General features: G+C 50.8%; 11 protein-coding genes. 4 read left to right on the top strand and 7 right to left on the bottom strand.

Annotated elements, in window-relative coordinates; all coding sequences use genetic code 11:
• Positions 1–8: 8 nt before the first annotated feature.
• The 4 genes from OO017_RS09570 to OO017_RS09555 all read left to right on the top strand — a co-directional run bounded on the left by OO017_RS09570 (position 9) and on the right by OO017_RS09555 (position 4,240).
• Positions 9–689, top strand: a complete 681-nt coding sequence (locus OO017_RS09570; RefSeq protein ID WP_266052257.1) for a succinate dehydrogenase cytochrome b subunit — start codon at positions 9–11, stop codon at positions 687–689.
• Between the two features lie 21 nt (positions 690–710).
• Positions 711–2,645 carry a fumarate reductase/succinate dehydrogenase flavoprotein subunit gene (locus tag OO017_RS09565; RefSeq protein ID WP_266052256.1) on the top strand — a complete coding sequence of 645 codons (1,935 nt, stop codon included), beginning with the start codon at positions 711–713 and terminating at the stop codon, positions 2,643–2,645.
• 122 nt (positions 2,646–2,767) lie between these two features.
• Positions 2,768–3,520: a succinate dehydrogenase/fumarate reductase iron-sulfur subunit gene (locus tag OO017_RS09560; RefSeq protein ID WP_266052255.1), complete on the top strand. Its 753-nt coding sequence runs from the start codon at positions 2,768–2,770 to the stop codon at positions 3,518–3,520.
• A gap of 195 nt (positions 3,521–3,715) precedes the next feature.
• On the top strand, positions 3,716–4,240 hold the full coding sequence (locus tag OO017_RS09555) for an NADPH-dependent FMN reductase (RefSeq protein WP_266052254.1): 525 nt from the start codon (positions 3,716–3,718) through the stop codon (positions 4,238–4,240).
• A 73-nt stretch (positions 4,241–4,313) separates the two neighbouring features.
• Here the strand turns inward: OO017_RS09555 and ftsZ are convergent, their stop codons facing one another.
• From ftsZ to murD, 7 genes are read right to left on the bottom strand one after another with little or no spacing between them, the layout of a single operon-like run.
• Positions 4,314–5,876 (bottom strand): cell division protein FtsZ, encoded by a 1,563-nt coding sequence (gene ftsZ / locus OO017_RS09550; RefSeq protein ID WP_266052253.1) that lies wholly within the window; start codon positions 5,874–5,876, stop codon positions 4,314–4,316.
• Positions 5,877–5,914: 38 nt separating this feature from the next.
• Positions 5,915–7,207 (bottom strand): cell division protein FtsA, encoded by a 1,293-nt coding sequence (ftsA, locus tag OO017_RS09545; protein WP_266052252.1) that lies wholly within the window; start codon positions 7,205–7,207, stop codon positions 5,915–5,917.
• An 11-nt stretch (positions 7,208–7,218) separates the two neighbouring features.
• A complete protein-coding gene (locus OO017_RS09540; RefSeq protein WP_266052251.1) occupies positions 7,219–7,980 on the bottom strand; it encodes a cell division protein FtsQ/DivIB in 762 nt (253 codons plus the stop codon).
• Positions 7,967–9,376 carry a UDP-N-acetylmuramate--L-alanine ligase gene (murC, locus tag OO017_RS09535; protein ID WP_266052250.1) on the bottom strand — a complete coding sequence of 470 codons (1,410 nt, stop codon included), beginning with the start codon at positions 9,374–9,376 and terminating at the stop codon, positions 7,967–7,969. Before murC ends, OO017_RS09540 begins: the two co-directional genes overlap by 14 nt.
• Positions 9,373–10,485, bottom strand: a complete 1,113-nt coding sequence (gene murG, locus OO017_RS09530; protein WP_266052249.1) for an undecaprenyldiphospho-muramoylpentapeptide beta-N-acetylglucosaminyltransferase — start codon at positions 10,483–10,485, stop codon at positions 9,373–9,375. Before murG ends, murC begins: the two co-directional genes overlap by 4 nt.
• On the bottom strand, positions 10,478–11,641 hold the full coding sequence (locus OO017_RS09525) for an FtsW/RodA/SpoVE family cell cycle protein (RefSeq protein ID WP_266052248.1): 1,164 nt from the start codon (positions 11,639–11,641) through the stop codon (positions 10,478–10,480). The genes murG and OO017_RS09525 overlap by 8 nt, the downstream gene beginning before the upstream one ends.
• A 22-nt stretch (positions 11,642–11,663) precedes the next feature.
• Entirely contained in the window at positions 11,664–13,007 is a 1,344-nt protein-coding gene (gene murD / locus OO017_RS09520) for a UDP-N-acetylmuramoyl-L-alanine--D-glutamate ligase (protein WP_266052247.1), read from the bottom strand.
• Positions 13,008–13,012: the final 5 nt, after the last annotated feature.

Here is a 13,012-nt window from a genome sequence, read left to right as displayed (position 1 = left end):
AAACACAGATGAATTGGTTTACTAAAACGTTTTCCAGTACTGTCGGGCGAAAGATCATAATGTCCATCACGGGCCTTTTCCTTTGCTCCTTCCTGGTGGTGCACCTGATTGGTAACCTGCAGCTTTTCAAAAACGACGGAGGCGAAGCTTTCAACGTTTACTCACACTTCATGGGAACCAACCCTATTATCCGCACCATGGAAATTGTCCTGCTGTTGGGGTTTGTTTTCCATATATATGATGCGCTTGTACTAACCCGCCGCAATAAGGCAGCCCGCCCGGTGGGTTATGTAAACAATCACCCGGAGGAGAACAGCACCTGGTCTTCGCGCAATATGGGCCTGTTGGGTACAGTTATACTCGTGTTCCTGATCATCCACCTTTGGAACTTCTTTGTACCTGCCCGTTTTGGCGGTTTGGAGCCTATCGTGGTGGAGAATGTGGAGTATGATAACCTATACATCAAGGTGGTGCAGTCGTTCCAGATCTGGTGGTATGTGCTGATCTATGTGATTGCGATGGTAGCCCTTGCTTATCACCTGATCCACGGTTTCCAGAGCGCCTTCCAGACACTGGGCCTTGACCACAAGAAATACACTCCATTCATCCAGAAATTCGGCGTGGCCTTCTCCATCATCGTGTGCCTCGGCTTCGCCATCATTCCGCTGTATTTCTTCTTCCTTGTGTAATTAAAAGCTATCTATATTCCTATGATATTAGATTCAAAACTCCCGGAAGGCCCTTTAGCCGAAAAGTGGGACAAGCATAAATTTGACGTAAAGCTGGTAAACCCGGCAAACAAGCGTAAGTACGATATTATAGTGGTAGGTACAGGCCTTGCCGGTGCTTCTGCCGCTGCCTCTTTCGGTGAACTGGGCTACAACGTAAAAGCGTTCTGCTTCCAGGACTCCCCTCGCCGTGCGCACTCTATCGCGGCGCAGGGTGGTATCAACGCTGCCAAAAACTACCAGAACGACGGTGACTCTGTTTTCCGCCTTTTTTACGATACGATTAAAGGTGGTGACTACCGTGCCCGCGAGGCCAATGTGTACCGCCTGGCGCAGGTATCCGTTAACATCATTGACCAGTGCGTGGCGCAGGGTGTTCCTTTCGCGCGTGAGTACGGCGGACTGCTGGCCAACCGTTCCTTCGGTGGCGCCCAGGTATCGCGTACGTTCTACGCCCGTGGCCAGACCGGACAGCAGCTGCTTTTAGGTGCATACTCTGCCCTTAACCGCCAGATCGCTTACGGTAAGGTAAAAATGTACCCGCGCACCGAGATGCTTGATCTGGTTCTGGTGGATGGCAAAGCGCGTGGCATCGTGGTTCGTAACCTGATTACCGGCAAGATTGAGTCGCACAGCGCCCATGCAGTAGTACTGGCAACAGGTGGCTACGGCAACGTGTTCTACCTCTCTACTAACGCAATGGGCTCTAACGCAACCGCTGCCTGGAGAGCACATAAGAAGGGCGCTTTGTTCGCTAACCCTTGCTTCACGCAGATCCACCCAACCTGTATCCCAGTATCCGGCGATTACCAGTCTAAACTGACGCTGATGTCAGAATCACTGCGTAACGATGGCCGTGTGTGGGTACCTAAAACAGTTGAGATTGCAGAGAGGCTAAGAAGAGGCGAAATCACCGTAAACGATATCGCTGAAGCTGACCGTGATTACTACCTGGAGCGTAAATATCCTGCCTTCGGTAACCTGGTACCGCGCGACGTGGCCTCCCGTAACGCCAAGCTGGTTTGCGACGAAGGACGAGGTGTGGGTGCCTCCGGCCTTGCTGTATACCTTGACTTTGCCGATGCCATCAAACGCGACGGACAGGCTGCCATAGCTGCCAAGTATGGTAACCTCTTCGAGATGTACGCTAAGATCACGGACGAGAACCCGTACGAAAGACCAATGCGTATCTACCCTGCCGTGCACTATACCATGGGCGGGCTTTGGGTAGACTATAACCTCATGACGAACGTGCCAGGCCTGTATGCTGCCGGTGAGGCGAACTTCTCAGACCACGGTGCAAACCGCCTGGGTGCTTCAGCCCTGATGCAGGGTCTGGCTGACGGATACTTTGTACTGCCTTACACCATCGGTGATTACCTGGCCAAAACACCTTACGACAAGGTGCCAGTAGACCACCCAGCATTTAAAGAGGCAGAGCAGAACGTAATCTCAGTCAACAATAAGCTTCTTTCCATTAACGGTAACCGCACTGTGGATGACTTCCATAAGGCTTTAGGCCAAATCATGTGGGAGTACTGCGGTATGGCCCGTAACGCTGAAGGCCTCCAGTTTGCCAAGCAGGAAATCCGCAAGCTGCGCGATGAGTTCTGGCGCGATGTTAAAGTTGTTGGTGTAAACGAGGAACTGAACATCACCCTGGAGAAAGCCAACCGTGTGGCCGACTTCCTCGAACTGGGCGAACTGATGGTAGACGATGCCCTAAACAGAAACGAATCTTGTGGCGGACACTTCCGTGAGGAATACCAGACCCCTGAGAACGAGGCCCTGCGTGATGACGAAAACTATGCTTACGTAGCAGCCTGGGAGTTTACAGGTGTAGGTAACGAGCCACGTCTGCACAAGGAAGACCTGAAGTTCGAGAATGTGAAGCTAACACAGCGTAGCTACAAGTAATGATTAATTAATGATTAAGAATGAGTAATGGGGCTGTTTAGGCCGATTACTCATTCTTAATCCATGATTCTTAAATCGTAATTAATAAGAAAATGGCTGGAAGTAATCCAAATGCTAAACCAATGGACCTTACGCTGAAGGTTTGGCGCCAAAAAGATAAAAATGCAACAGGTCAGATGGTGACCTACCCGATAAAGGGCATCTCTCCGGATATGTCATTCCTGGAGATGTTGGACGTGCTTAACGAGGACCTGCTACGTAAAGGCGAAGACCCTGTTGCCTTCGACCACGACTGCCGCGAAGGAATCTGCGGTATGTGCAGCCTGTTCATCAACGGACGTCCGCACGGCCCGGAGCGTGGTACCACTACCTGCCAACTGCACATGCGTCATTTCAAAGATGGCGATACTATTACCATTGAGCCTTGGAGAGCAGCCGCTTTCCCGGTGCACAAGGACCTGGTGGTAGACCGTTCAGCCTTTGACCGTATTCAGCAGGCCGGTGGTTACGTATCTGTAAACACAGGTGGTGTGCCGGATGCGAACGCTATTCCAATTCCAAAGTCAATCGCTGATAAGGCCTTTGACGCTGCAACCTGTATTGGTTGCGGTGCCTGTGTGGCGGCTTGTAAAAACGCCTCTGCCATGCTGTTTGTAAGTGCAAAGGTATCTCAGCTGGCCATGCTGCCGCAGGGTAAAACAGAGCGCAAAACACGCGTGGAGAACATGGTGGCCCAAATGGATATTGAAGGCTTTGGTGCCTGCACCAATACGGGAGCCTGCGCCGCTGAGTGCCCGGTTGGTATCTCCCTGGAGAATATCAACATGCTGAGAAGCGAGTTTATTTATGCTAAAGCAACATCAGAAAACATGTAGCTAGAGCATTCTTAAAGTATAGAAAGGCGAGGCAGCTACTGTTCTCGCCTTTTCTTTTTTAGAAATCTCAGAGATTATTGTACCTTATACTTCTACAGGTATCCTAAAGTATAAAAACAGCAAAGTATAAACCTACAGCGTAAAATCGGGTTAAGTATAAAACCTGCCAACTGTAGGCGCACCTAAACACTACGTATGATTACACTGATATCAGGCACTAACAGGCCTTTATCCAATACCAGAGCCATTGTAGACCTTTATGCCAGCATGCTTGAGAAGCAAGGGAAACCCTACCAGGTGCTTGATCTGGCAGACCTGCCTGGTGACTTTACCGTGTCGGCACTTTACGACAACACCGGCAAGAATGAAGATTTTAACCGCCTTGCCTCCATGATCGAAGCTTCCGATAAATTTGTTTTCGTGGTACCAGAGTATAATTCCTCCTTTCCCGGCGTGCTGAAGGCCTTTATTGACGGGCTGGCCTATCCTTATACTTTTAAAGATAAGAAAGGAGCTCTTATCGGCCTCTCATCCGGCATGCAAGGCAGTGGCCTTGCCCTTAGCCATTTGTCGGATATCCTGAACTACCTGGGAATGCACGTGATGGCCATGCGCCTGAAACTCGCCCATATAGAGAAGAACTTTGACGGCAAGCAGTTAACCAATAAACTATACCAGGAACTGCTGGAGCAACATGTAACACAGTTCCTAAAGTTCTAGGCAACAGCAAGTATAAAAAAAGCGGCTGCAGTAAAACTGCAGCCGCTTTTTATATACTTGACTTCAGGGTTCCTTAGTCTACATTATCGTGCAGGAAACGGTTATCCCCCAGAATCTCGTTGTCATCGTTCAGGTTGAAGCGGGAAATGTTACGCTCTGAAGAGTGTGCTACTCTGTCCAGGGCCACATTGCGGCGCAGGTAAGCAGGTACTTCCAGCTTCTCTTTGATTGCCTCAGAAGTTGTTTCTGAGCTCAACATACGAAGGCGCTCGCGGCGCTCCTCTGCGCGGCGCTGCATTAACTCGCGCTCCTCAGCCTGGCGTTGTGCAGCCTCGTTCTGCTCACGTGCCGCACGGGCCTCCTCCTCACGGAAATTGTTCTGGAAGTTGTCGTTTTGCGAATTGCCATCCAACTCAAACACGATGCGCTGTGGCTGAGGCTGTGCTGGTTGCGGCTGCTCAGTACGGCGTGGCGAGTTATTTTCGAAGTTAGAAGGTTGCTGTGGCGCAGCTGGCTTTGGGGCAACAACAGGAGCCGGGGCAACAGGCTTGGCAAAGGTTGTAATCTCTGGTGTCGGTGCAGGAGCTACAGGCTCAGCTACCTCAATTTTTTTTTGGCTATCCAGGTCAAATACGGTTTTCTTAGGCTCTATGATGCTCTCTGCATCGCTGGCGAAACCTGTTGCAATAACCGTAACGCGGATGCTCTGACCAAGCGTTGAATCTATACCATGGCCAAAGATAACCTCAGCCTCCTGGCCAGCTTTATCCTGGATATACTCTGTAATCTCAGTTAATTCGTCCATCTCCAGCTCTGCCTGCTCACCAGACATGATCGAAAGCAGGATCTTCTGAGCACCGTGGATGTCCGTATTGTTAAGCAGTGGAGACGAAAGAGCCTCTTCGGCGGCGCGCAGGGCACGGCCCTCACCCTCTGTTGTCGCAGAACCCATCACTGCTGCACCAGAGTCTTTCATTACAGTTTTAACGTCCTCAAAGTCAACGTTCACCTCAGCCGTAACTGTGATGATCTCAGCAATAGACTTAGCGGCAGTCGTTAACACATTATCAGCTTTAGCGAAAGCCTCGCGGATGGTCAGATTACCGAACATCTCACGCAGCTTGTCGTTCAGGATCACCAGGATCGTATCGCAGTTATCGCTCAGCTCTTTCACACCGTTTTCGGCAGCAATTTTTTTCTTCTTGCCTTCAAAGCCAAACGGGGCCGTAACAATACCCACTGTCAGGATACCTAGCTCCTTGGCTACCCTTGCAATAACAGGAGCAGCACCTGTACCGGTACCTCCACCCATACCAGCAGTGATGAACACCATCTTCGTATCGTTGCTCAGCATCTCACGGATTTCTTCCTTGCTCTCCAGGGCAGCCTGTTTCCCTTTTTCAGGGTTAGCGCCCGCTCCAAGGCCTTCCGTAAGGTTCTCGCCTATCTGTAGCCTGCTGGGCACGCCGCTGCTTTTCAGCGCCTGCGCATCCGTGTTACAGATGATGAACTCTACGTCTTTGATGCCTTGGTTGTACATGTGGTTTACGGCATTGCTACCGCCGCCACCTACACCTATCACCTTGATGATGGACTTGCCGCTGGATGGCAAGTCAAATGCATATGCTGATGTCATACTAATTTCTCCTGCTTATTATGGGTTGATAAGTTTTTTTAGTCTATGTCGTCTGATAAGAAGCCCTTCAGCTTCTGCAGTAGCCCTCCGCCACTGTTATTTGCTGTGCTCTTTGGCTCAGCTGCTTTGGTATTGTATACTTGTTCAGTTACCCCTTCATGGCGCTCCACGCGCTGGTCAAGCGGATGGTAGCCTGCTAGTACAAGACCTACGCTGGTTGCATACATTGGCCCCTTCACCGCATCCACTTTGGATCTTCCGAGGTGCTCATTCGGGTAGCCAATACGCGTATCCATGCCGGTGATGTACTCTACCAGTTGCACGAGGTTCTGGAGCTGAGCGCCTCCACCCGTGATCACGATGCCACCGGCCAGGCTGTTGGCATAACCTGAGCGAACAATCTCGGCATACACCAGCTCCACGATCTCCTCCATTCTGGCCTCAATAATAAAGGCAAGGTTTTTCAGGGAGATTTCCTTCGGCGTACGGTCGCGCAGGCCAGGTATGGAAACAATCTCATTCTCTGAGGCCTCATCGGCAATGGCCCGGCCAAATTTCACCTTCAGCTGCTCCGCCTGGTTCTGCATCACCATGCACCCCTGCTTAATATCTGAGGTAATGATATTGCCTCCAAAAGGAAGAACTGCTGTATGGCGGATTATATTGTCTTTAAAAATAGCCAGGTCCGTAGTGCCTCCGCCAATATCAACCAATGCTACGCCTGCTTCCTTCTCCTCATCGCTCAGTACCGACATGCTGGAGGCCAGCGGCTCCAGTATCAGTTGGTCCACTTCAAGGCCTGCACGCAGCACGCATTTGTTAATGTTGTTGATGGCGTTAGACTGTGCCGTAATGATATGGAAGTTACCCTCCAGGCGCACACCCGACATACCTACCGGATCTACTATACCTTCCTCATAGTCAACTTTATACTCCTGCGGCATTACGTGAATGATCTCGCTGCCCGGAGGCGTTACCAGGCGGTACATGTCGTTGGTAAGGCGGTTCACGTCCTCCACCGTAATCTCATCGTCCGATACCTGGCGCGTGATGCTTCCGTTGTGCTGCAGGCTCTTGATATGCTGCCCAGCGATGCCCACGTTTACCACACCGATATTGATGCCTGATTGCTCCTCGGCCTGGCGGATCGCTTTTTTGATGGCTTCAACTGTCTTGTCGATATTGCTCACTATGCCTCTCACCACACCATCAGAGACGGCTTTGCCCATTCCCAATATCTCCAGCTTGCCAAACTCATTTCTCCGACCTACAAGTGCGCAAACCTTGGTTGTCCCAATATCCAAGCCTACTACTATTTTGTCGTTCTGCATATCTATGTCTGTTATTCGCAAATAATCTGATCTTCATACTCAACGTTAACCCTCTTGTAGCGCTCCCATCCCATGGTTGGCAGCACCTCTTTATAGAGAATGGCTAACTTTTTAAACTTCTCCTCTACCTGTACCGGCTTGCCGAACTCAATCGTGTGCTCGCCCACCTGTGGCAGAAAAGATACCTTGCCTTTGCCGTCTATATGCATCTGGGCAAGCTGTGCCTTCCAAAACTCGTCGTCCTCGATGAACTGGAGTAGAGCAAGGTAAGAGTGGCCTAAAGAATCTTTAAAGAATCCTTGGTCAGTTGGCTTTATAAGAGCTGACTTGGTTATTGGGATTACACGTGCTGTGTATCTGTCGGAGAGGGGGAGAATGTTCCCCTCTGCATCGATGTATACATCCTGATCTGATCGTATAATTCTAGCAATAGGCCTGTTCTGTTTTACAAATACCTGGATGTTGCCATCTAACCCTCTGTAGACCTCCGCATCTTTCACAAATTTATGCGATTCAATGCGTTTTTCAAGGTTTTTCAGGTCGATGTGCTGGTTTGAAAGGCCTTCGAGTTTTCGCTCACCTTCCCGTGTTAGCAAACCCCGAACTTCCTTATCCCCAATAAAGTAATTGTTGTACTCATTATCAATTTTTATTGACACTTTTTTACAGATTTTTTCATTTTGTCTAGAAGACGCGAAACCTGCAATGGCACCAATCGATACGATGCTACAACCTGCAAAAATTAAAGATTTTATTCTACTATTCAAGCCCATACCCGTTATTTTCTAAAAAATTTCTGATAGGCTTAACTAACGTGTCAATGTCGCCGGCACCAACAGTAGCCAGAACGTCAAAATCGCCATTTTTAAGCAGATTTCCCACAACTTTCTCCTTATGCATCAACTCTTTCACAGGGCTTGTCACCCGCTCCAGAATGATGTCTGAGGTAATGCCAGGCAGCGGTTTTTCGCGTGCCGGATATATGTCGAGCAGCACCAGTTCATCGGCCTTACTCAGGCTCTCTGCAAACTCCTCTGCAAAGTCGCGCGTGCGCGTAAACAGGTGCGGCTGAAATATCACTTTTATTTTCTTGTTTGGGTAAAGTGCTCGTAATGAACTCATAAACGCATCGATCTCCTTCGGATGGTGCGCGTAATCATCGATGTATACTTTCCCCTTGCCTTCAAACACAAACTCAAACCGGCGTTTTACACCGGCAAATGCCTCCACGCCCGCCTTTATACTTTGGCCGGAAACCTGCAGCGCCTGTGCGGCAAGTATGGCAGCCAACGTATTTTCGGTATTGTGAAAACCAGGCACTCCCAACTTTAAGCCATCCAAGTTTCCGAAGGGGCCCACCACACCAAACTCAAACCAACGCCCGTTTACCTGCAGGTTCTGCACATGCGCCTCGCCACTGTTCAAGCTATACTTGTACACCTGCACGCCCTCCTGCACCATGTCCGTCAAACGCGGGTCGGTAGCCTCATGAATAAACAGGTAGCCACCCGGCTTTACCTGGCTAATGAACCTCTGGAAAGTACGGATCAGTTCCTCCCTGTCGCCATATATATCCAAATGGTCTGGGTCTGCGGAAGTTACGATTGCAATATCCGGAAACAGCGTCAGGAAAGACCGGTCGTACTCATCTGCCTCCACCACGATCACCTCTTTTTCTACCTCTCCTCTGCCAATAAGCAGGTTTGAGTTGAGGTTAGTGGCAATACCGCCCAGAAAGGCCGAGCAGTCCACGCCGGCATGGTGCAGCAGGTGCGCTACAATGCTGGAGGTGGTGGTCTTGCCATGGGTACCCGCTACGGCCACAGTATAGGCAGCAGACGTAATGATGCCCAGCACCTCTGATCGCTTTCTGATAGTGTAGCCTTGCTCTTTCAGGTAGGCCCACTCTGTATGGTCGGCAGGTATGGCCGGGGTAAGTACCACCAGCGTCTGGTCTTTATGCTGAAGGATTTCCTGCGGCAGGTGCGCCACATCGTCCTCATAGTGGACAGCTATCCCCTCCTGCTCCAGTGCCTCGGTAAGCGCGGTGAGGGTTTTGTCGTACCCCCACACCGGATAGCCTTTGGCGCTGAACCAGCGGGCAATGGCACTCATGCCGATGCCGCCAATGCCGAGGAAGTAGATATAGCTGTAGTCCTCCAGTTTCACTTGATCAGTTTTACAAGTTCGTTTACAATATCAGTCGCCGCGTTAGGGCGTGCCATCTTGAGTATATTCTGGTGCAGTCGTTGCTGCTCCTTTTCGTCTTTCAATAATTCCAGCGCAGTCGGCACCAGTTTTTCCATGGATTCCGCGTCGCGCACCAGCAGTGCTGCCTCCTGCTGCACCAGCGCCATGGCATTTTTTGTCTGGTGGTCTTCGGCCACATTTGGCGATGGCACCAGCACGGCGGGTTTCCCGGCCAGGCAAAGCTCCGAAATAGACAAAGCACCTGCTCTTGAGATAACTACATCAGCGGCGGCATAAGCCAGATCCATGCGCTTGATAAAGTCCAGGGCACGGATACCCTCCGTTTTATACTTTTCCTCCAGTTCCTGCGCCCGCGGGTAAAAAGCCTTTCCTGTTTGCCAGATTAATTGGTAACCGGCATCGGCTATGCTCTGCAGGTTAGCGGCTATACTTTTGTTAATGGTTCTGGCCCCAAGGCTTCCGCCAATCACCAGTATTGTTTTCTTCTCCGGGTTTAGCCCGAAATGCTGCAATGCCTCCTCGCGCTTGCCCTGCAGGTTCATGATGTCGGAACGTACCGGGTTTCCGGTCAGCACAATCTTATCAGCCGGAAAGAAGGCTTCCATGTTCGGGTAGGCCACACATACCTTCTGCACACGTTTGGCAAGTAATTTATTCGTGATGCCTGCGTAGGAATTCTGTTCCTGTATCAGCGCCGGTATTCCCTGCGATGTAGCCGCATATAACAAGGAGCCACTGGCATAACCACCCACGCCTACCACGGCATCAGGCTTGAAGTCTTTTATAATCTTATGCGAGGCGCGCACACTCTTCCAAACCTTCAGCGGAAACGACAAGTTATCGAGCGTGAGGCGGCGCTGTAGACCACTGATCCACAATCCAACAATTTTGTATCCGGCCTCCGGCACTCGCATCATTTCCATGCGCCCCTGCGCTCCCACAAAAAGTATCTCAGCCTCCGGGTTAACCGCCCGTAGTTGGTTAGCGATGGCCACAGCTGGGTAAATATGCCCGCCGGTACCGCCGCCGCTGATGATCACGCGATATGGTCTTCCCTGCTTAGGCATTTACCGAAGCTTTTAAAGGTGATTTAACTGCCGCGCCCATGGCACGCTCTTCATTTATATCCTGGCGGCTCACGCTAAGTATAATTCCGATGGAAATACCGGTGAAGATCAGGGAGGTGCCCCCCATACTTAGCAGCGGCAGCGGAAGACCTGTGATCGGACCCAGCCCAACGGCTACGGCCATATTGATCATACCCTGCAGCACCAGGCTAAAGCTAAGTCCTGCAGAGAGAAGTCCGGCGAAGGCCCCTTCACTTTTGTTAACTGTAACCAAACCGCGGTAAAGCAGCGCCAGGTACAAGAACAAAACAAATACACCACCCAGCAAACCGTACTCCTCCAGGATGATCGCATAGATAAAGTCCGAATATGGATGCGGCAGGATGTCGCGCTGATCGCTGTTGCCAGGGCCTTTGCCCACTACACCACCGGTTGCAATGGCAATGTAAGACTGCTCCAGCTGAAACGGCACCTCATTCGGGTCCATGAAATCCTGCACACGGCTAATGGCTGTGCCCATACGCTGCCCGGCTGCCAGACCTGCACCTCCTACTAGCACACCTGTGAGCACCACAATGGCCAGGTACTTTACCGGCACACGTCCAATGAACATCAGCAACATGCAGGTAGCAAAAAGCAGCACTGCCGTTGATGTGTTCGTCATCGCGATCAAGCCACAGATAGCCACCGTCCAGCCTAGCATGGGCAGCAAAGTGGATTTCCAATCATCTAGGAACTGCTGCTTTTTGGACAGCATGCTGGCCAGGTAGGAGATCAGGGCCAATTTTGCCAAATCCGAAGGCTGGAACGTCTGGTTGATAACCGGGATTGTGATCCAGCGGGATGCATCGTTGATATTGGAACCGTAGAAGTAGGTGATGATCAAAAGCGGAGCTGAAACAACTAACGCAACCAGCGACAGCTTTGAGTAAAAGCGGTAAGGTATCTTGTGGGCCATCCACATGAAGGCCAACCCCACCAGGATCAGGAAAGTATGCTTGAAAAGGAAGTACTCTGTATTTCCCTCCATTTTCTTGTAAGCCAGTGTACCTGTGGCAGAGTAAACCACGGCCACGCTAATGAGCGAGAACGCGATCACGATGCCCCACAGCACCGAGTCTCCCTTCAGGTTTTTCTGTAACCACTGCTTTACCATACCTTTGGCTTAATACTTTTCGTTATTTCTTCAGCACTATCTTCTCCACAGCCTCTTTAAAGCGCTGTCCCCGGTGTTCGTAATTGTCAAACAGATCGAAACTGGCGCATGCCGGCGACAGCAGCACCACATCTCCGGGCGTTGCCAGTGAACGGCTCAGGCGCACGGCATACTCTATAGATGTTGTCTCGGCGATGATCGGCACCACACGGCCGAACGCCTCCTTCAGTTTCTCGTTATCCTTGCCCAGGCAAACCAGCACCTTCACCTTTTCCCGGGCTAGTTCTGTCAGGGTGCTGTAATCGTTTCCTTTGTCCACGCCGCCAGCAATCCAGATGATGGGCTGCTTTATACCTTCCAAAGCGTACCACACCGCTTCCACGTTGGTGGCTTTGGAGTCGTTGATGTAGCTTACTTCTTTCGCTATACCCACCAGTTGCAGCCTGTGCTCTGCGTTCTCAAAAGTCTCCAGCCCTGCCTCAATCTCGTTATCAGCCACACCCATCAGTTTGGCCACGGCCACTGCTGCCATGGTGTTGTACTGGTTGTGCTTGCCGATCAGTCCTGACTTTGCCGTATCCACCGTTCCCTCGTAGAACTTAGCTGTTACTTTTATATTGCTGTCCTCAAAGTATACTTTGGCGCCCTCAGCCCCTTTCAGCGAGAAAGGAACTGTAGTTCCGCCAAAGCTGGCGGAGTCAAACGACTTCCTGATGTTCTCGTCATCGGCATTGAACAGGAAGAAGTCGGCTCCCGTCATGTTCTGAGCCACGCGCAGCTTTGAGGCCGCATACTTCTCTATGCTGTACTCGTAGCGGTCGAGGTGGTCGGGGGTGATGTTGGTGAGCACTGCGATGTGCGCCTTGAACTGGTACATGTCGTCCAGCTGAAAACTGCTCAGCTCCACCACGTAATAGTCGTGCTTGTTATCAATCACCTTTTCGGCCAGGCTTTCCCCGATGTTACCCGCCAGCCCTACGTTTATGCCTGCATTTTTAAGCAGGTGGTAAGTGAGCAGCGTGGTTGTAGTTTTGCCGTTGGTGCCCGTAATGCAGATGAACTTGGCATCGGTGTACCTGCCGGCAAACTCAATCTCAGATATTACAGGTATCTGTTTCTTGGTTGCTTCTTGTATGACTGCAGCTTTATCAGGAATGCCAGGACTTTTAATGATTTCGTCAGCATGGAGTATGGTTTCTAAAGTATGGTTTCCTTCTTCAAATGGAATGGCAGCCGTGGCCAGCTTGGCTTTGTACTGCTCCTTAATCTGCCCTTTATCAGACACGAATACCTCCAGCCCCTTTGCCTTGGCCAGCAAAGCCGCTCCTACTCCGCTTTCTCCCGCTCCTAGTATCGCTATCTTCATAGTTG

This window comes from Pontibacter anaerobius (assembly GCF_026241195.1).
Taxonomy (GTDB): domain Bacteria; phylum Bacteroidota; class Bacteroidia; order Cytophagales; family Hymenobacteraceae; genus Pontibacter; species Pontibacter anaerobius.
The sequence above is the reverse complement of the archived record's forward strand: the minus strand, read 5'-3'. Positions and strand labels throughout refer to the sequence as shown.